The sequence below is a fragment of the Flavobacterium sp. SOK18b genome (genome assembly GCF_014156605.1).
Taxonomy (GTDB): domain Bacteria; phylum Bacteroidota; class Bacteroidia; order Flavobacteriales; family Flavobacteriaceae; genus Flavobacterium; species Flavobacterium tiangeerense.
This window is the reverse complement of record NZ_QKNZ01000018.1, coordinates 1-20,327: the sequence shown is the minus strand read 5'-3', so window position 1 is coordinate 20,327 and position 20,327 is coordinate 1. Positions and strand designations below refer to the sequence as shown.

The following is a 20,327-nucleotide window of genomic DNA, read 5'->3' as shown; positions in this document are numbered from 1 at the left end:
ACAACAAATTTGTTATACACAAAGGGCGCAGCGTTTTATAACTTTGCGCCCTTTCTATTTTATTTATTTTTTTACAGAACTTAGAATGTCTCGAAGCATACCATTAAAATCGAATTCCGAATTCTCTTTCAAACCCATTCTAACAATCACAATATCCATTGAAGGGATAATCGCCACCATTTGACCTTGAAAACCGCTACAGTAATACATATCCTTTGGCACATCAGGGAAAAATCCTCCAGCGTTCAGCCAAAATTGGCCACCGTATCTACCTCCAGAAGTATTTGTAGGTGTTGCGGTGTATTTTACCCAACTTTCATTAAAAATTTGTTCCCCGTTCCAGTTGCCTTTGTGTAAATAGAGCAAGCCGAACTTTGCCCAATCGCGAGTAGTTGCCCAACCGTATGAGGAGCCTACATAATTCCCCTTCATATCCGTTTCGATAACCATAGAATTCATTCCTATTTTATCTATTAAGTCTGTGTACCAAAAATCTAAATATTCTTGATGTGTTTTAAACTGCTTGCGCAAAATACCAGAAAGTAAGTTCGTCGTTCCTGAGGAGTAATTCCAATGAGTATTGGGTTTATGCTCTGCTGGTTTCACAAGTTGGGAACGCGTCATATCTTCATCTTGAAAAAGCATATTGGTCGCATCGCAAATAGTAGCATAATCTTCTACCCATTGTAAACCAGAATTCATATGTAGCAAATCGCTAGTTGTAATTTGTTTGCGTTCGTCTTTAGACCATTCAGCAATCGGCGCCGGTGCAGCAATGTCAAATTTCCTTTGTTTTTCTAAAACTCCAAACACCGCACTCGTAATACTCTTGGTCATGGACCAGCCTAATATTCTACTATTTTTAGTAAATCCAGTATCGTATTTTTCGGCAATAATTTTGTCTTTATAAATTACTAAAAGGGAACGTGTTCTCTTTTTCAACTCTCCTTTTGTATCAAAAGCATTGGCTACAGCCGCATTCAATTTGGCATAATCCACATTTGAAAAAATAGTATCCTTGGGTTCTTTATTTCCATACGGGAATGGGATGGTATTGTTTGGAACAGTTCTTTTAGGAACCAAATAGGGTTTGCTAACATCAAAATCATCGTTGATTAAAGTAGCGCCTAAACCTTCACGGTAAATGGCTTTTCGTTCCTTTAAGCCGTAAACTGATGCGCTCGCCCATTTTCCTGCTTCATCAATTTGGTTCGTAGCCAAATCAATCATGTCGATATCATTGTCACCTTTCTCAATCAGCGACTGCGCACGATGGTCTAAAAAATGGCCAGAGGCAATACTTTTGGCTGAAAAGCCAGAAATTAAATCCAGTTTAGGGTAAGTAGTAAAACCCACGTATACAATTCCGATTAGTAGAACAACCGCAATAATTTTAAATATTTTTTTCATAAACCATTCTTTTGACTGCAATTTATTAAAAACATTTGAATTCTGTAGGTTTAAAAAAAAACTACTTGGCAAATAATTTGGCTATCAAAGCATAACAAGAAAGTATGAAAAACTTGGGTTTCTTAATTTCAAAACGGTTTAATTTCAGTACTTTTGTAATTAGATTTTCCCTAAATAATTATGCTAGACATTCAAAAAATAAGAGCCGATTTTCCGATACTTACTCAAAAAGTAAACGGTAAACCATTAGTCTATTTCGATAACGGAGCTACAACTCAAAAACCGCAAGTGGTGATTGATGCGATAGCGAAATACTACCAAGAAATCAACGCTAATATCCATCGTGGTGTACATACCTTGAGCCAATTAGCAACAGATGCTTACGAAGAATCCCGAAAGAAAATTCAAAATCACATCAATGCCAAATTTGCTCACGAAGTACTTTTTACCTCTGGGACTACACACGGCATCAATGCAGTAACGAATGGCTTTGCTTCGATTTTAAAACCAGGCGATGAAATTTTAGTTTCGGCATTGGAACACCACAGCAATATTGTGCCTTGGCAAATGTTGTGCGAACGTACAGGAGCTATTTTACGTGTCATTCCTATGAATACCGATGGCGAGTTGATTATGGCAGAATACGACAAATTATTGTCGGATAAAACTAAGGTTGTAACGGTTAATCATATTTCGAATGCTCTTGGAACGATCAATCCTGTTAAATACATGATTGACAAAGCACACGAAGTAGGCGCTGCAGTTTTAATAGATGGAGCACAAGCTGTTCCGCATTTAAAACCGGATGTACAAGAACTAGATTGTGATTTCTATGTTTTTTCAGGACATAAATTGTGCGGGCCAACAGGAACCGGTATTTTATATGGTAAAGAGGAATGGTTGAATAAATTACCGCCTTATCAAGGTGGTGGCGAAATGATCAAAGAAGTGACTTTCGAGAAAACAACCTATGCAGAGCTACCTCATAAATTTGAAGCAGGAACTCCCAATATTGCTGGAGGAATTGCATTAGGAACCGCTGTTGATTATATGAACGAAGTAGGTTTTGACAACATTCAGCAGCAAGAAAAAGAATTGCTGGAGTATGGAACCCAACAATTATTAACCATTGAAGGATTAAAAATTTACGGTACAGCCAAAGAAAAAACATCTGTAATTTCATTTAATATTGATGGAATTCACCCGTACGATATTGGCACCATAATTGACAAATTAGGAATAGCGGTGCGCACAGGACACCATTGTGCACAACCAATCATGAATTTCTTTGAGATTCCAGGCACCATTAGAGCTTCCTTTGCGTTTTATAATACAAAAGAAGAAATCGACAGTTTAGTTGCCGCCGTAAAAAGAGCTCAAAATATGCTTGCTTAACGTTAAACAATAACTATATGAAAACAGTACTTGCTTTAGTCGCTACCGTGATTCTTGGATCTACTTGCAGTGATAAGAACCAATCCGATTTAGAAAATACAGTGATTGAATACTCAGCCAATACGAGAGGCTTTTATCAAAAAATTACCGTAGCCAACCACAAGGTAAGCATAAGCAAGGACCGCAATGGAACCGAAAAACCAACTGCAACTGCTATTTCTGATGCTGACTGGAAGAAACTTGTAACAGATTTTCAAACTATTGAGCTTGATGATTTAGCAACGTTAAAAGCGCCTTCTGAAAAACGATTTCATGACGGAGCTGCCATTGCCAATCTAAAAATAGTTCATAAGGAAAAAACATATCAAAGCACATCATTTGATCATGGTACTCCACCAAAAGAAATTGAAAAATTAGTTAACAAAATCAATGCTTTGGTTGAAACCAACTAAAACACATTAAAATAAAACCAATGACGATAAAAGAAATACAAGACGAAATTGTGGACGAATTCTCCCTATTTGATGATTGGATGGAGCGTTACGAATACATTATTGAATTGGGTAAAAAACTACCTTTGATAAAGGAAGAATACAAAACAGAAAACAATATCATCAAAGGATGCCAGTCAAAAGTATGGCTGCAAGGAGAACAACAAGAAGATACTATTGTTTTTACGGCTGATAGTGATGCCATTTTAACCAAAGGAATTATCGCCATCTTGATTCGAGCATTTAGCAATCAAAAAGCAGCCGACATACTATCTGCTAACACGGATTTTATTGACGAAATAGGATTAAAAGAACATCTATCGCCCACTCGCGCTAATGGACTAGTTTCGATGATAAAAAATATCAAAATGTATGCTTTAGCTTTTGAGGCGAAAAACTAATTTTATACGATCAAATGAAAAAATTGCTTTTAATAGTACTGATAACAGTCTCCAATATTGTTAACTCACAAACAGTTGGTCCGAAAGAATACTCAAAAATTAAATTTGTCTATGAACAAAAATCAAATTTTCTCCTTGAAAATGACAAAGTTTATGCAGACACTTTACTTTTCAAATATGAATATCCACAATTAAAATTTTCAAAAACAGTAAGTCCTCTTGACTCGTCTAAAATTATTGGATTTATTGAATTCAAAAATTTTCATAATGAAGATAGAAAAAAGCTACAAAGTACCTTGTATCACAGTACTCATATCATAGAGGGTACTTATGATGTAAAAAAGAATAGAACGAATTTACATTTTAAGCGTGGAGGCGAGGGTATAAACGAAATTTTTAAAAAATATTTCGGAGAGGGCTTTAGTAATTTTCGGTTTGACATAGTTATTGATTATAACTCTAGACAAATCAAAACTAACTATCCGAGTCAAAATTATACTGAATCCTTAGATTCAAAGTTGAGAAAAATTAACTTTATAAATAATGATAACTCTATCGGAACATATACGTTTCAAACTAAAAGTAGAAACTACACTAATATGGTAACCTTAAACAAAGAGTATAATAATAAAATTACACCTGAAGAAGTATTTTCAAATAATGGTTTTGGAATTAGCGAAATAGTCTCACTACACGACACAACCAAATTACTATCAGTTATTTACGAAAAATAAAAATATAAAACATGACACAAGAAATAGACACTAACGAATTAGGAGAAGCAATCGTAAAAAAATTAAAAACTATTTACGATCCAGAGATTCCTGTAGATATTTACGAACTAGGATTGATTTATGACGTAATGGTAAATACAGATTACGAAGTAAAAGTTCTTATGACACTTACCTCACCAAATTGCCCCGTTGCCGAAAGTTTACCTAAAGAAGTAGAAGATAAAATTAAATCTATCGAGCATGTAAAAGATGCAGAGGTTGAAATTACTTTTGACCCGCCATGGAGCAAAGATTTGATGAGTGAAGAAGCTAAATTAGAATTGGGGATGCTATAATAAGTCGTAAAGTTGAAAGTCATAAAGTCTGAAAGTAAAAGACGTTATGACTTTTGACTTTTGACTTTAAGACTTCATATATGGAAGAAATAATCAATAAAGTAGCCAATAGTGTACTCGAAGTTTTCGATCTTGAGGATTATTATCCAAAGGGAATACGCACTCAAATTGACATTTCACAATGGCTTGTTGAAGGATTTTTGTTAAGAGAAAAAGACTTTAGAGAAAGTCTTAAAAATCACAATTGGTCACAATACCAAGATCATTACGTAGCAATTAATTGCAGTACTGACGCAATTGTTCCAGCGTGGGCATCCATTTTAGTAGCAACGCATGTAGCGCCTTTTGCAACAAAAACAATCAACGGAACATTAGAAGACCTTGAAGCTTCCTTGTACGAAGAATTACTGCCAAAAATTGACTATTCGGTTTATCAAGGCAAACCCGTTATCTTAAAAGGATGTTCAAAAAAACCAGTTCCAACTCGTGCTTATGTAGTTGCAGTACAACATTTACAGCAAGTAGCTCGCAGTATTATGTATGGCGAAGCTTGTTCAGCTGTGCCATTGTTTAAGACTGGTAAAAAAGAGTAATTTTTGTTGTTTTTTACATGAGCAAGCGCAACACTTTTTTTGTTTTTATGATAAAAAAGGATTTGATTTTAATGTATCAAAAGGACTGGTTTTTAAATGCTTATTTTTAATTTGTAATTTTTTTTGGGGTATTCATCAAGTTTCAATTTTAAGAAAAAAACTTCATCTGCATATTAAACGAACATATTTGTGTTGCTGGAATTGGGAGTATCCTACAATAGAATTTATTACTTCAAAAACTTAAAACGGCATTTAGAAATCACCTTCTGAATTTAAAATATTCGGTTAAAGGATGTTTCTTGTTTTTCAACATTTCAGAAACGAGTTCCATTCCAATGACTGAGAAGGTGATGCCGTTTCCGCCAAAGCCCAAAACAAAATAAGCGCTTGGAAAATTAGGATGTTTGCCAATGTAGGGCAATCCGTCCTTGGTTTCACCAAAAGTACCTGCCCAAACAAAATCCATTCTGAAATCATAATCAGGTAAAATTTTATTCAGATATTTAGTCAGTTTAGCAGACTTTTCGTTGAGTAAGGAATCTCTTTTTGCAGCGTCTACAAAATCTTCATCTTCGCCGCCAATAAGCAATCGATTATCATCTGTGGTTCGCATGTACATGTAAGGTTCTGCTGTGTTCCAAAACAGCGTGTCGTTAAGATGTGATTGATCGTCTTCAAAACATTCGCCCACAATGGCATAAGTAGATAGTAATTTTACAAACTTGTCTTTAATGATCTCGGTACTTTCAAAACCGTTACAGTAGAGTATCTTTTTAGCAGTAATGGTAGTGCCATGTTCCGTTAAAACGGTTACGCCATTTTTTGTGTAGGTAACTTTTTTAATGTCGGTTTTATCAAAAATCTGCAATCCTTTTTTATGATTGTACGCTAAAATATCATGTGCTAATTGGAAAGCATCTATACTCCCGCCTTGTTCAGACAAGATGCCGCCATGCGAATGTTTGATTTTAAATTTTTTTTCAATTTCTTCGGCTTCCAACCATTTTACAGGCATTCCAATTTTTTTTCGTGCTTCAAATTCTTTTTTTAACCACACAACATCTTTCTTTAAAGCGGCAAAATAAAGGGATTCTTTTTTCTTGAAACCACAATCTGATTTTACTTGTTGTACGATTTTCTTCAAATCATCAATTGATTTGTAACATGCCCAATAACTGTTAACGGCAGCTTTTTCACCAATCAAATCAATAAGTTGGTACAACGGCACGTCAATTTCATATTGCAACATAGATGTTGTAGCCGATGTGCTTCCGTGACCAATTTCTCTGCGATCAATAAGCACTGTTTTGTAACCATCCGCTATACACTGATGTGCTATAAGACTGCCGGTTATTCCACCTCCCACAACAAGAACTTCTGTATGCAAATTTTCTCTTACTGAGGGATAGGAATTGATGATTCCGTTTTTTACCAACCAAAAAGGTTCACTTGATTTTAGTTTCATGGCATTTTAGCTTTTATCAAATGTAATGATATTGAGGACGCTACATTTATTTTTTAAAGCTATTTTGTTACATAATTATAAGATGATTTCTGTTGTGTTTTTTATGAAACGATTGTTTTTTGAATGGAAGTATGGGGTTTCTTACTTTGAAAAACAGCAAACTAATAAAAACACAAAATTATATTTTGCGGCATTTTTATTCTAAATTTATTGATTTCAAATGCGGTAATACAACGAACCTTCAAATTGCAACTAATCATGAAAAAAATATTTTGGATTTTAATATTATGTATTTCATTTTCGATGATGGGTCAATCCCAAGAAAGTGATTTTTTTAACTTTTATAAAGGTGGGAATAAGTATAAAAAACCCTTGAAATATGTGCTTTTTGATATTTCTGCAGGAGACACTAAAAAAGAAGTTGATAACAAAACTTATTTTTATATGGGAGGAGAAACGTTTATTTTTGATTCCAAAATCAACAAATTAGATACTTATACTTTTGATAATCTTAAAAAGTACAAGCTAGAAAGTCCAAGGAGCTTAACTGATAGTGAGTATCTTTATTTTAAAAAAAAGATAGCTGAATTTCAAAAAGAAACTAAAATAAAGCTACCAATACCAAATTCAATACCTTTATCGAGAAATCATAAATACTTTAAAATATTTGTATTAGAAAAAACTAATAAAAATACGCTGCTAAAACATGAAGTTGATTGGATAAATTCTACTTTTTAAAAATAAAAGAGAGCAGTGTATTTTGGTACATCCTCTGCTAACGCGAGCGTCCCGCTCGTGATGATTGCTATGAGTAGTCCTAAAATAGGTTGACAAGTTTTACAAACAAAAAACGCCGCAAAAAAATAATTTTGCGGCGTTTTGTTTATGTTCAAAAAGTTTACTTCAAATGCTCTAACATATCCACCGTCATGCTTGCTAAATCAAACTCATGATTCCAGTTCCAGTCTTCGCGAGCGCTGCTGTCATCAATACTGGCGGGCCAGCTGTCGGCAATTTTCTGACGGAAATCTGGCTCGTACGTAATGGTAAATTCAGGAATGTGTTTCTGGATTTCGGTAGCAATTTCTGTTGGCGTAAAGCTCATAGCGGCCAAATTGTATGAGGAACGAATTTTAATTTCTTCAACGGGTGCTTGCATGATTTTAATGGTTGCCGCAATAGCATCGTCCATATACATCATTGGCATTTTAGTTTCTGAAGATAAAAAACATTCGTATTTTTTGTCGGCTAGTGCTTTGTGATAAATATCTACAGCATAATCTGTAGTTCCGCCACCAGGAGGCGATGACCAACTGATCAAACCTGGATAACGGATGCTGCGTACATCTACACCAAAGATATTGTGGTAATACTCACACCATCTTTCTCCCGCTTGTTTACTGATTCCGTAAACCGTTGATGGTTCCATGATGGTGTACTGTGGCGTGTTTTCTTTCGGGGTTGTTGGTCCAAAAACCGCAATGCTTGATGGCCAAAAGATCTTTTGGATTTTTCCGGCTTTCGCCAAATTCAAAACATGAAATAAAGAGTTCATATTCAAGTCCCATGCAAATGCTGGATTTTTCTCGGCAGTTGCCGATAAAAGTGCTGCCATTAAATACACATCGGTAATTTGATGTGCTTCAACTAAATGCTCAATCTGATTAAAATCTAACGCATTTACCACTTCAAATGGACCTGAATTTACGACATCAACATTTAATTTTCTAATGTCTGATGCAATTACATTTTCTGTTCCGTAAATTGCGCGTAATTTTTGCGTAAGCTCTGTTCCTATTTGGCCACAAGCGCCTATAATTAATATTTTTGTACTCATTTTTTTTTAGTTTTGTTAAGCAAAGATAACCTTTTCGAAAATATCAAAAAATTATTAGAATCTTTATAAAAACATATAAAAATTAGTAATGTGCTATTTCTTACTGCTAATTGATTGTTTTTTTATGGCTAAAGTACAATATACAGTTACTAGATTGTTATTCGATTTCTATAATTCATAATTGTAAATTTACTTTGTAACTTTGTACTTTAACTTATGTAAAAATGAAATACTCTTCCTTTGTGTTCCTCATGCTGGTTTTACTTGTAAGCTCTTGTAAAGATGAGGTTGATAACCGCGTTTTGGAAAACAAAAAAGAAGTTCAAAAACAAGAAGTGATCTTAAAAAACATTCAAAAAAATTGGAATTTTTACGACACTCCTCTTACTGAAGCTTCTGAGAAAAGTTTGTCTTCCTGGAATGAATTGCGACTTTTTCTTGATGAATTGTCTCAAAAACCAAAAAATACAGCCAACGCCTACCAGCGCAAAGCCAAAGCACTTTCTAAAAAAGCAATTGCGCTACAAGATAGAATTCCTTTTGAATTTGATAAACCTCAAATAAAAAGTAGAATTGCAACCTTAATTACGAAGGTTCGAATGCTTGACTTATTCATACACCTGGATCAAATTCCAGATAAAAAAGTGGTTCTTTTGATAGCAGAAATAAATCTAGAATTAGTTTCGCTACAAAGACAAATGGATAAAATTGTAGAAAAAAGTAAGATCCCGCTAGAAGAAGGGGAATCTGAGCTTAGACGTATGCTAGATAACTCGAGAGCAATTCCAAATACACCAATAATAGACCCAAATATACCCCGAGTTGAGTAAAACTGCCCTATACACGATCTATGATAATACGCCTCAAAACCTGCAAATTGTTGCATGTTTACAGGATAGCAACGCTGTAAAAATGCATTTGTCTGGACTCTTGGGTTCGGCAGTGTCATTTGTAATTCGCTCTATTTTTAAAAAAGCAGAGTTGCCTTTTTTAATTGTTTTAAACAATAAAGAAGAAGCGGCCTACTACTTGAATGATCTCGAACAAATGATTGGAGAGCAAGACGTACTTTTTTATCCCGGTTCCTTTCGTCGTCCGTATCAAATTGAGGAAACAGATAACGCTAATGTCCTGCTTCGTGCCGAAGTATTGAATCGTATTAATTCTAGAAAAAAACCGGCCGTTATTGTCACTTATCCCGAGGCTTTGTTTGAAAAAGTGGTCACCAGAAAAGAGCTGGATAAGAACACCCTAAAAGTGGCGATCAATGATAAAATTTCGATAGATTTCATTAACGAAGTTTTATTTGAATACGAGTTCAAAAGAGTTGATTTTATTACAGAGCCTGGAGAATTTTCGGTTCGTGGAGGAATCGTGGATGTGTTTTCTTTTTCAAATGATGACCCGTACCGAATTGAGTTTTTTGGGGACGAAGTAGAGAGTATTAGAACCTTCGATGTAGCAACACAATTGTCTATTGCAACTCAGAAAAAGATCACTATAATTCCAAATGTTGAAAACAAAGTTTTTCAGGAAAATAGAGAAAGTTTTTTAGATTATATTTCAGAGAAAACGGTCATTTTTATTCAAAATACCGAAGATTTTTTAGCACAACTCGACAAGCAATTTGGCAAAGCCGAAGAAGCTTTTGCTAAATTATCACAGGAAATCAAACGCGCTTCACCAGAACAATTATTCTTAAATCAATCCGAATTTATAAAAAGAGCTTTGGATTTTGCGGTGGTAGAATGGGGATCAAAACCTATTTTTAGAACCACCAAAAAATTTGAATACCACATTAAACCACAGCCGTCATTCAACAAACAATTTGATTTGTTGTTTAATAATTTAAACGAAAATCATTTCAACGGCTACAAAAATTATTTGTTTTGTTCGAATGATGCGCAAGCCAAGCGTTTTCATGATATTTTTGAAAGTTTAGACGAAGCCAATTCTGAAAACATTCGCAAGCAGTATCACACCATTGTGCTGCCTTTGTATCAAGGTTTTGTGGACGAAGAAAATCAAATCACATGTTATACAGATCATCAAATTTTTGAACGCTATCATAAATTCAGCATCAAAAATGGCTATTCAAAAAAACAAAACATTACTTTAAAAGAACTCACGACACTTTCGGTTGGGGATTATGTTACGCACATTGACCACGGAATTGGACGCTTTGGAGGGTTGCAAAAAATACAAGTCGAAGGCAAAACACAAGAAGCCATCAAACTCGTTTATGCCGATAATGATATTGTGTATGTGAGTATTCATTCGCTCCACAAAATTTCAAAATACAACGGAAAAGACGGTACACCACCCAAAATATACAAACTAGGTTCGAATGCCTGGAAGATTTTAAAACAAAAAACCAAAGCACGTGTCAAGCATATTGCCTTCAATTTGATTCAGCTTTACGCCAAAAGAAGACTCGAAAAAGGGTTTCAATACGCGCCCGACAGTTATTTGCAAAATGAGTTAGAAAGCTCTTTTATTTACGAAGATACGCCCGACCAAACTAAATCAACGGCTGAGGTAAAAGCGGATATGGAAAGCGATAGACCGATGGATCGCTTGGTTTGTGGTGACGTAGGTTTTGGTAAAACCGAAGTGGCGATTCGTGCGGCTTTCAAAGCAGTGGACAATAGCAAACAAGTTGCCATTTTGGTTCCCACAACCATTTTGGCTTACCAACATTACCGCACTTTTACGGAACGATTGAAAGATATGCCGGTTTCAATAGGGTATTTAAATCGTTTTAGAACCGCCAAACAAAAAGCCGAAACATTAAAATTATTAGCTGAAGGAAAACTTGATATTGTCATAGGAACGCATCAATTGGTCAACAAAAATGTGGTTTTCAAAGATCTTGGTTTGTTGATTGTAGATGAGGAACAAAAATTTGGTGTCAACGTAAAAGACAAACTCAAAACCATAGCTGCTAATGTGGATACCTTAACACTAACAGCAACGCCTATTCCTAGAACCTTGCAGTTTTCATTGATGGCAGCCCGAGATTTATCGGTGATTACTACGCCTCCGCCCAATAGATATCCTATTGAAACTAATGTGGTTGGTTTTAGCGAAGAGACTATTCGGGATGCTATTTCGTATGAAATTCAGCGAAACGGACAGGTTTTCTTTATCAATAATCGAATAGAAAACATCAAGGAAGTAGCCGGTATGATTCAGCGTTTGGTTCCCAATGCCAGAGTAGGAATCGGTCACGGCCAAATGGACGGCAAAAAGCTCGAAGAGTTGATGTTGGCTTTCATGAACGGAGAATTCGATGTTTTAGTCGCAACAACCATTATCGAAAGCGGATTGGATGTTCCAAATGCGAATACGATTTTTATCAATAATGCCAATAATTTTGGATTGTCTGATTTGCATCAAATGCGGGGTCGAGTAGGGCGTAGCAACAAGAAAGCTTTTTGCTATTTCATTTGCCCACCGTATTCAGCCATGACCGATGATGCCAGAAAGCGAATTCAAGCTTTGGAACAATTTAGTGAATTGGGAAGCGGATTTAACATTGCTATGAAAGATTTAGAGATTCGCGGAGCAGGAGATTTACTGGGCGGCGAGCAAAGCGGTTTCATCAACGAAATTGGTTTTGATACTTATCAAAAAATCATGAATGAGGCTATTGATGAGTTGAAAGAGAATGAATTCAAGGATTTGTATCCGGAGGAAAACAATTTGGAAACCAAAGAATACGTCAAAGAATTACAAATTGATACTGATTTTGAATTGCTGTTTTCAGATGAATACATCAATAATGTAGCAGAGCGATTGAGTTTGTATAATGAGCTAGGCGATGTAAAAAATGAGGAAGAGCTTACTGTTTTTCAGGATAAATTAATTGACCGTTTTGGTCCAATGCCGCCGCGTGCCAAAGCATTGATGAACAGCATACGCATTAAGTGGATTGCTACACGGGTAGGAATCGAGAAGTTAGTGATGAAGCAAGGCAAAATGATTGGCTATTTTGTATCAGATCAACAATCCGATTATTACCAATCCAATCGTTTTCAAAACGTCCTGCATTTTGTGCAAAAAAACAGTGCGATTTGCAGAATGAAAGAAAAGCAAACTCCAGCAGGATTACGTTTGCTATTAACCTTTGACGATGCCAAAACTACGCGTAGGTGTTTGGAATTGATGGAGATGTTGGGTGGGGAGTAAGATATTGTCAAAACTTCCAGCCTTTTGAAGGTTGGAAGCTTTGTTTATTTTAGAATGTTTTTAATTCTTCAAATCCTTTATTACTTTAAATGCCACATCTACTTGTTCTTCACTTACTAAAATAGTGAACTCGTTTGATGTCGAAATTACTTCGTTGATAATAATTCCTTCCCAAGCCAAACGTTGAAAAATGAAATAGTAAATTCCAGGAACTACAATATTTTCTTTGGGTAATTTTACGGTAATTGAGGCCAGGTTATCTAGTTTCTGAATCAATTTTTCGCTTGCAAAATGTTTGTCTACAAGATGATTGATGCTGTTGCTTACTACAATATTCGTTTCGTTTACCCCTCTTGATGAAGTATAAAAAATGTCTGGCAATGCATTGATATCCGCAATTAAATCGGCCTGTTTGTTCAAAACCGTTTCAGAGGCTGCAAAAGTATAGTCCGTCAATGCTGATCGAACGGTGATTTCGCCAATATTTTTGATGACTTTATTGATCTTGTGGTTGAGTCTAAAATCCAGCTCCTCTGTCAATCTCTTCAACGCCATTACTACAGCACCTTGTTTCACTTCTTTACCAAATTCACTTTCCAACTCTGTCATTATATTTCTTGATAATGAAGTTAAATTGATGATGCCTAGTGATAAAGCATTTAGTAAAAAAGGTTTAGTTTTAATGTAATTTTCAACAATTGAAGAAACAGTTTTCATGATGGATTTTTTTTAGTTGGTCGTTATTTTACGCGTAGTTAGTGTGTAAATAGAGTGCAAAGATAAATAAAAAAACATTTTGTTACAAATATAACATCTAGAAAATGTGTTTAAAAGTGATAAAACGCATCGATAAGGTGCTCAATCACAAAAGATTTATCTTCTTTATGAATGGCGATGATGTCAAAACGTACCTCTAGGTCAAGATCATTTTGAGTGACAAAAGCATCGACAGCCTTTACTAAGAGTTGGATTTTTTTTGGCTTCACAAAATCCTGAGGTAAACCAAAATCCAAGGAAGATCTTGTTTTTACTTCGACCACAGCAAGAACACCTGCTTTTTCAGCCAAGATGTCAATTTCTGCTTTTTGAAACGTATAATTGGTTTGCAAAATAGTGTAGCCTTCCTTTTGCAGGAATTCAACAGCCATTTCTTCTCCAAGTTTACCAAGTTCGTTGTGTTCAGCCATTTAAAAATTTTTTTTTCAAGTTTGAGGTTTCAAGTTTTTTAACTTCTGCAACTAAAATTCATCAATGAAAAAAACATAATTCAGTGTACTGCATACGTTCCCAAACTGCTTCTGTCAAGTCTCCCACTCCTTCGGAGGGGGTCGGGGGGAGGCTTTTTTTATTCAAATGTAAGCGTTCCGCCTTTTTCCTGCACGTCTAGTGTGACCTTACTTCCCAAAATCAATGCTCTATTGTCTTGAATGTGCCCGGCTGGGAAATTGTACAAAATCGGAATATTGTATTTTTGGGTTACATCTTCAATAATTTCGATGGCATTTTTTCCCCACGGAATATCGTTGTCCTTCATTTTTGTCATAGATCCTACCACAATTCCTTTAATGCTTTCGAGGCAACCGTTGCGCTTTAAGTTCATCATCATGCGGTCGATATGATATAAATATTCGTCAAGATCTTCAATAAATAAAATTTTATCAGAACAATCAATTGCAGATGTAGAGCCGAACAGACTGTACAAGATGGATAAATTTCCGCCAACTAATTGACCTGTTGCTTTTCCGAGTTTGTTTTTTGAAAAGGATGTAACCGAATAAGATAATTTCTCACCAAACAAAGCTTTTCGTAATGATTCAACTGCTTGTGGAGTCGCTCTTGGTGCAGTGAGTGGCATGATGGCATGAAGCGATTGGTATCCTAAGGTATTCAAATGACTGTGTAATACGGTCACATCGCTAAAACCAACGATCCATTTTGGATTTTTTTTAAAATTTGTAAAATCTAATAAGTCGACCATTCTAACCGTGCCATAGCCGCCTTTCACGCACCAAATTGCTTTAATATTTGGATTGTCCAGTTGTGCTTGAAAATCGGCTGCGCGTTGCTCATCTGTACCCGCTAGTTGGTTGTTGTCTAAGCCTATTGTCTTTCCTATTACTACTTCAAGACCCCAACTGTGTAACAAGTCAATTGCTGGCTTTAAGTTATCATCAATATTTTTTCTGGCTGTTGCTACAAGGGCAATTGTATCTCCTTTTTGTAAATAAGGTGGTGTTATCATAGTGGGTTGGGATTGACAAGGTAATGTTCGAAAAACAAAAATAAACAATAGTACCCAATAAAAAATGGGATTATAAATGTTGTGTGTATTGGTATACTGTTTCATCAAATTAAGCAACACGGTTTATGATTTCAAAGATAGTCATTTAAGAAAGAATACGAAATTCGATACAAATCACTATTTTTATCCTGAATTAATTGATTTTAATTATGTTGTACTTTAAAGTTAGGTTTCACAAAACCCTATTGGCATTGCTTTTTTTGTTGAGTTGGAGTTCAGTTGGGAATGCTCAATCCAAAAAATACATTATTCATACTGTAGCTTTTTATAATTTCGAAAATTTATTCGACACCATAAACGACCCAGACACTTATGATGAGGAGTGGACACCTAAGGGCACCCAGAAATGGACGTATGATAAATATCAAAAAAAACTTAGTAATCTAGCTCGTGTGCTTGCAGAAATTGGTTCTTCAGAAAATCCAGATTCACCCACTTTCATTGGCGGATGCGAAATAGAAAATCGTGCTGTACTTGAAGATCTTGTAAAAGAACCAAAAATCATTGATAAAGAGTATGGAATCATACATTTTGATTCGCCCGATAAAAGAGGAATCGATGTAGCCTTGTTGTATCAAAAAAAGAAATTCCAACCCACTAGCTTTAGCAATATCCCTTTATATCTTTATAAAAAAGGAAACTCACAAACCGAAGAGGTTCTCGAAAAAACTGAGGATATAACAGATGATAAACCTCAAATAAATACTAAAAATTATAGAGTGTATACTCGAGATCAACTACTGGTAACTGGTTTTCTAGAGGGTGAGGAAATACATATTATTGTAAACCATTGGCCGTCGCGTTCTGGAGGTGAAAAAAAATCAAGCCCGTATCGCGAGGCAGCAGGCTTGCAAAACAGGAAAATAATTGATTCGTTACAGCAAATTAATCCCGAAGCAAAAATCATTACCATGGGCGATCTCAATGATGGACCTTACAATAAAAGTTTAAAAATAGGGCTTGGCGCCAAAGCCAAAAAAGCCTCCGTACCAGAGTTTGGGATTTACAACCCCTTCGAAGAAATAGCTCAGAAAGGTTTAGGTACCATTGCGCACCGTGATGCTTGGGATATTTTCGATCAAATTATGCTTTCCGAAACTTTAATTCGTTCCGATTTCTCCAGCTATCGTTTCTGGAAAGCAGGTATTTATAACAAGGCTTTTTTGATACAAAGCAGTGGGCAATACAAAGGATATCCGTTGCGTCATTCAGTATCCGAAATTGGTTTCAGCGATCACTTTCCCGTTTATATTTATTTAATCAAACAAAAATAAGGCTAAGCTACCTTCGTTTTTTTGTCAAAAATTAGTCGCTTGATTCATTTAAAATCTTAGTACCTTAGTGGCTTAGTAACTTTGAAACTCATACTAAAATGGCAATCGCAAAACCTTTCAACCTCAATGCATGGATTAATGAGAACCGTCACCTTCTTAAACCGCCCGTGGGGAACAAAAATTTATATACAGAGTCTGGTGATTATATCGTTATGATTGTTGCTGGTCCAAACGCCCGTAAAGACTATCATTACAACGAAACGGAGGAGTTGTTTTACCAACTTGAAGGTTCTATAAAGGTAATTATTCAAGAAGATGGAGAGCGCAAGGAAATGGAATTACATCCTGGCGACATGTATCTTAATCCAGCCAAAACGCCTCATTCGCCTGTGCGTTCCGAGGGTTCTATAGGGCTTGTCATAGAAAGAAAAAGAGCCGGACAAGGATTTACAGATGGCCTGCTTTGGTTTTGTGATTCGTGCAACCACAAACTTCATGAAGTTTATTTTGAACTGCACAATATCGAAAAAGATTTCCTGCCGCATTTCAAACATTTCTATAATTCAGAAAGCTTGCGCACTTGCGATTCGTGCGGCACAGTCATGCAGGCCGATCCTAAATTTGTTTCTAAAGACTAGTTTTTTTAGGAGCTTTTTCCCGTCATCCGCTGTATTCCCGATTAAAAAAACTACGGCCGAGAAAGCCTTGTTTTTTAAAATCGGGAGATGCCGCTACTACCGGGGCTAGAACAAAATAAAATACCAAAGTGTATTTTTCAAGCTTAAATCAATATATTTGTAAAAAAATATAACAATATTTAATAAAAAAGTTACAATGATAACAATAGCAGATCAATTCGGAATGAAAGAAGCATTGGCGCAATTGGGCGTACAACCCATAAACGAAGGAACGTCAACAGGAATAAATCATTTTTCAAACGGTGAAATTCTAGAAAGTCATTCACCAGTAGATGGCCAGCTGATAGCTTCGGTAAAAACAACAACCGCTGCCGATTATGAAAAAGTAATGCAGACTGCTACTGAGGCATTCAAGACTTTTAAAACAATGCCAGCGCCACAACGCGGTGAAATTGTACGCCAGTTTGGTGAAAAATTACGTAAAAATAAAGAAGCTTTAGGCAAGTTAGTTTCCTATGAAATGGGGAAATCATTGCAAGAAGGATATGGAGAAGTTCAAGAAATGATAGACATCTGTGATTTTGCAGTAGGATTATCTCGTCAATTACACGGTTTAACCATGCACTCTGAACGTCCTGGACATAGAATGTATGAACAATACCATCCAATGGGAGTTGTGGGAATTATTTCAGCTTTCAATTTCCCAGTAGCAGTTTGGGCTTGGAACACAGCATTAGCATGGATTTGCGGCGATGTTTGCGTTTGGAAACCATCTGAAAAAACACCTCTTTGTGGTATTGCTTGCCAAAATATTATTGCCGAAGTAATAAAAGAAAACAACCTTCCTGAGGGAATTTCTTGTTTGATCAACGGAGATTATAAAGTAGGCGAAATGATGACTAACGACAAACGCGTTCCATTAATTTCTGCGACAGGTTCTACTCGTATGGGTAAAATTGTAGCGCAAGCGGTTGCTGCTCGCCTTGGAAAATCATTGTTAGAACTAGGTGGAAACAATGCCATCATTGTAACTCCTGATGCCGATATAAAAATGACAGTTATTGGTGCTGTATTTGGTGCTGTAGGAACAGCAGGACAACGTTGTACTTCAACTCGTAGATTGATAATTCACGAAAGTATTTATGATACGGTAAAAGATGCCATGGTATCGGCTTACAAGCAATTGCGTATTGGTAATCCATTAGATGAAAATAACCATGTTGGGCCATTAATTGATACTCATGCTGTAGAAATGTATAATAAAGCATTAGAAAAAGTGGTTGCCGAAGGTGGAAAAATTCTTGTAGAAGGTGGAGTACTTTCTGGTGAAGGATTTGAAAGTGGTTGTTATGTAAAACCAGCTATTGCTGAGGCTGATAACACTTTTGAAATTGTACAACACGAAACTTTTGCACCTGTATTGTACTTATTAAAATATTCAGGAACGGTAGAGAATGCCATTGCAATTCAAAACGGAGTAGCACAAGGATTGTCATCGGCAATTATGACCAACAATTTGCGTGAAGCAGAATTGTTTTTATCAGTAACGGGTTCTGATTGTGGTATTGCAAACGTAAACATTGGAACTTCTGGAGCCGAAATTGGAGGTGCTTTTGGAGGAGAAAAAGAAACTGGTGGCGGTCGTGAGTCTGGCTCCGATGCTTGGAAAGTGTATATGAGAAGACAAACCAATACCATCAATTACACTACGAGTTTACCCTTAGCGCAAGGAATCAAATTTGATTTGTAATCGAATAAATAGAAATACTAAAAAAGGCAATTTGAAATTTCAAATTGCCTTTTTTTTATTTTAAAATAGTTTTGTTTTACAAATTGAAAGAAGCGCCTACATTAAAAGTAAACTGATTGTTTAATTTGTCAAAACCGATAGGATTCGTTTTGTAGCTAGCAATAGGAATTCCAGCTTCGGTAAAAATTCCGAAACCTTCAGTAAAGAAATAACGGAAACCCAAGTGAGCACCAAAATTGCGCAAACCTAAATCAAGACCAGGATAGATATCCATTTTTGGGTCTAGTTCAAATACATTTCCTAAATTAGCGTTAAACCTTCCTTTTACGTCAATTCTATCTCCAAATTCTGGTTTGCTTCCCAGCGCATCATTCGACACAGATAATAAATAAGAAGACGCAATCCCGAAAGACATGTTTTCACCCAAACCAAAATCTGTTGCAACTCTTATTCCTGAACCTCCATTTTGAATTGTTGCACCAAGGTCAAATTTCACATCTCCAGCCCCTTTAAAAGCTTGAGCTTGTGATAGTCCAACCGTTAATAGCAACGCTAGTGTAATAATCTTTTTCATACTTATTTTTTTTTAATGGTGTAAAAGTACTGCAATAATAATTAATTCCTTCCTTTTTCGTCAAAATACAATTGATGTAAAGGCTCACTTTGCCAGAACTCTTTAGTATCCACATCAAGTATGGTTAGCGCTCCTTTAAAAGCAGCTCCTGTGTCTACGTTCCATACATTTGCTTTTTGTACGGGAGTGGTTTTACCTATACGGGTCACAGGAGTGTGTCCTATGTAAATTTCTTCATATAATGTAAAACGTTTCGGGTAAAAAGGGTGGTCTGTTTTCATTCTATCGTCAAGAGCTAGCGCTGTTTCCCACAACGTTCTATCCCAGTAAAATTGTCCCGGAAAATATTCAAAATTAACTCCGTTTATATTTGTGAAACCAGCATGAACATACAAACGTCTTTTATCATCAAGATGGTAATTTTCTAATGATTTTAAAAAAGCAATGTGTTTTTGTTTTGTAACTACACTTACAAGTTCATAGGCGTTTACGGTTGCTTCACCGCCATGTTTATACCATAATAGATTGTCTTTACTCTCATCAAGCCATTCTAGTAACAAATCATCGTGATTGCCACGTATACAAATACAATTTTGTTTTGTTTGTAAATCTATAATAAAATCTAGTACTTGAGGGGATTGACTCCATCCATCAACATAATCACCTAAAAAAATAAGTTTATCTTTTGTGGTAACTTTGGCTCTTTCCATAATTTGATGTAGAGCTCTTAAACCACCATGGATGTCGCCTATTACAAGTGTCCTCATGTACTTATTGTTTTTTTTAGTATTGCAAAAATACTAGAAAATTATTCTATTTTTCACTTTATTTATATTACAAAATTCGCACCTCTTTTTTTAAATGCAAATAGTATTTAAAGGTGTTTTTTAATTTTTTTAATCATGTAGTTTTGTATTATAAAAATCACGGTTTTAGG

At 35.6% G+C, this 20,327-nt stretch carries 20 protein-coding genes; 12 read left to right on the top strand and 8 right to left on the bottom strand.

Annotated features, from left to right (window positions below):
• Positions 1-63 precede the first annotated feature (63 nt).
• Positions 64-1,410 carry a serine hydrolase gene (locus DNC80_RS04175; RefSeq protein ID WP_182649484.1) on the bottom strand — a complete coding sequence of 449 codons (1,347 nt, stop codon included), beginning with the start codon at positions 1,408-1,410 and terminating at the stop codon, positions 64-66.
• Between the two features lie 180 nt (positions 1,411-1,590).
• Here DNC80_RS04175 and DNC80_RS04170 point away from each other — a divergent pair, with 180 nt between their 5' ends.
• From DNC80_RS04170 to DNC80_RS04145, 6 genes are all read left to right on the top strand, one after another.
• On the top strand, positions 1,591-2,805 hold the full coding sequence (locus tag DNC80_RS04170) for an aminotransferase class V-fold PLP-dependent enzyme (protein ID WP_182649482.1): 1,215 nt from the start codon (positions 1,591-1,593) through the stop codon (positions 2,803-2,805).
• Between the two features lie 17 nt (positions 2,806-2,822).
• Complete coding sequence (locus DNC80_RS04165) at positions 2,823-3,257, top strand: hypothetical protein (RefSeq protein ID WP_182649480.1); 435 nt, start codon at positions 2,823-2,825, stop codon at positions 3,255-3,257.
• A 20-nt stretch (positions 3,258-3,277) separates the two neighbouring features.
• The gene (locus DNC80_RS04160) at positions 3,278-3,697 is read left to right on the top strand and encodes a SufE family protein (protein ID WP_182649478.1); all 420 of its coding nucleotides are present in this window, start codon (positions 3,278-3,280) and stop codon (positions 3,695-3,697) included.
• A 14-nt stretch (positions 3,698-3,711) separates the two neighbouring features.
• A complete protein-coding gene (locus tag DNC80_RS04155) occupies positions 3,712-4,431 on the top strand; it encodes a hypothetical protein (protein ID WP_182649476.1) in 720 nt (239 codons plus the stop codon).
• An 11-nt stretch (positions 4,432-4,442) separates the two neighbouring features.
• Positions 4,443-4,766: an SUF system Fe-S cluster assembly protein gene (locus DNC80_RS04150; RefSeq protein WP_086455167.1), complete on the top strand. Its 324-nt coding sequence runs from the start codon at positions 4,443-4,445 to the stop codon at positions 4,764-4,766.
• Positions 4,767-4,846: 80 nt separating this feature from the next.
• On the top strand, positions 4,847-5,359 hold the full coding sequence (locus DNC80_RS04145; RefSeq protein ID WP_182649474.1) for a DUF2480 family protein: 513 nt from the start codon (positions 4,847-4,849) through the stop codon (positions 5,357-5,359).
• 259 nt (positions 5,360-5,618) lie between these two features.
• Here DNC80_RS04145 and DNC80_RS04140 read toward each other — a convergent pair whose 3' ends face one another.
• Positions 5,619-6,824 (bottom strand): FAD-binding oxidoreductase, encoded by a 1,206-nt coding sequence (locus tag DNC80_RS04140; RefSeq protein ID WP_182649472.1) that lies wholly within the window; start codon positions 6,822-6,824, stop codon positions 5,619-5,621.
• A 258-nt stretch (positions 6,825-7,082) separates the two neighbouring features.
• Between DNC80_RS04140 and DNC80_RS04135 the strand changes: the two genes are divergently transcribed.
• Positions 7,083-7,562: a hypothetical protein gene (locus DNC80_RS04135; RefSeq protein ID WP_182649470.1), complete on the top strand. Its 480-nt coding sequence runs from the start codon at positions 7,083-7,085 to the stop codon at positions 7,560-7,562.
• Positions 7,563-7,722: 160 nt separating this feature from the next.
• Here DNC80_RS04135 and DNC80_RS04130 read toward each other — a convergent pair whose 3' ends face one another.
• Positions 7,723-8,661, bottom strand: coding sequence for an L-threonine 3-dehydrogenase (locus DNC80_RS04130; protein WP_182649468.1), 939 nt, complete (start codon positions 8,659-8,661; stop codon positions 7,723-7,725).
• Between the two features lie 224 nt (positions 8,662-8,885).
• Between DNC80_RS04130 and DNC80_RS04125 the strand changes: the two genes are divergently transcribed.
• Together DNC80_RS04125 and mfd are read left to right on the top strand one after the other, a co-directional pair.
• Positions 8,886-9,491, top strand: a complete 606-nt coding sequence (locus DNC80_RS04125) for a hypothetical protein (protein ID WP_182649466.1) — start codon at positions 8,886-8,888, stop codon at positions 9,489-9,491.
• Positions 9,484-12,852 carry a transcription-repair coupling factor gene (gene mfd, locus DNC80_RS04120; protein ID WP_182649464.1) on the top strand — a complete coding sequence of 1,123 codons (3,369 nt, stop codon included), beginning with the start codon at positions 9,484-9,486 and terminating at the stop codon, positions 12,850-12,852. Before DNC80_RS04125 ends, mfd begins: the two co-directional genes overlap by 8 nt.
• Before the next feature lie 60 nt (positions 12,853-12,912).
• On the opposite strand, the gene DNC80_RS04115 is transcribed toward mfd, so the two are convergent.
• From DNC80_RS04115 to DNC80_RS04105, 3 genes are all read right to left on the bottom strand, one after another.
• The gene (locus tag DNC80_RS04115; RefSeq protein ID WP_086454410.1) at positions 12,913-13,569 is read right to left on the bottom strand and encodes an aspartate kinase; all 657 of its coding nucleotides are present in this window, start codon (positions 13,567-13,569) and stop codon (positions 12,913-12,915) included.
• Between the two features lie 110 nt (positions 13,570-13,679).
• On the bottom strand, positions 13,680-14,039 hold the full coding sequence (locus DNC80_RS04110; RefSeq protein ID WP_182649462.1) for a YraN family protein: 360 nt from the start codon (positions 14,037-14,039) through the stop codon (positions 13,680-13,682).
• A 158-nt stretch (positions 14,040-14,197) separates the two neighbouring features.
• Complete coding sequence (locus DNC80_RS04105; RefSeq protein WP_182649461.1) at positions 14,198-15,094, bottom strand: LD-carboxypeptidase; 897 nt, start codon at positions 15,092-15,094, stop codon at positions 14,198-14,200.
• Between the two features lie 209 nt (positions 15,095-15,303).
• On the opposite strand from DNC80_RS04105, the gene DNC80_RS04100 reads away from it, so the two are divergent.
• From DNC80_RS04100 to DNC80_RS04090, 3 genes are all read left to right on the top strand, one after another.
• Entirely contained in the window at positions 15,304-16,428 is a 1,125-nt protein-coding gene (locus DNC80_RS04100; protein ID WP_220485202.1) for an endonuclease/exonuclease/phosphatase family protein, read from the top strand.
• Positions 16,429-16,526: 98 nt separating this feature from the next.
• Positions 16,527-17,066, top strand: coding sequence for a 3-hydroxyanthranilate 3,4-dioxygenase (locus DNC80_RS04095; RefSeq protein ID WP_182649459.1), 540 nt, complete (start codon positions 16,527-16,529; stop codon positions 17,064-17,066).
• 196 nt (positions 17,067-17,262) lie between these two features.
• A complete protein-coding gene (locus tag DNC80_RS04090; RefSeq protein ID WP_182649457.1) occupies positions 17,263-18,816 on the top strand; it encodes an aldehyde dehydrogenase family protein in 1,554 nt (517 codons plus the stop codon).
• A gap of 76 nt (positions 18,817-18,892) precedes the next feature.
• Here DNC80_RS04090 and DNC80_RS04085 read toward each other — a convergent pair whose 3' ends face one another.
• Together DNC80_RS04085 and DNC80_RS04080 are read right to left on the bottom strand one after the other, a co-directional pair.
• Positions 18,893-19,390, bottom strand: a complete 498-nt coding sequence (locus DNC80_RS04085; protein WP_182649455.1) for a DUF6646 family protein — start codon at positions 19,388-19,390, stop codon at positions 18,893-18,895.
• A gap of 41 nt (positions 19,391-19,431) precedes the next feature.
• A complete protein-coding gene (locus DNC80_RS04080; protein ID WP_182649453.1) occupies positions 19,432-20,157 on the bottom strand; it encodes a metallophosphoesterase in 726 nt (241 codons plus the stop codon).
• Positions 20,158-20,327 lie beyond the last annotated feature (170 nt).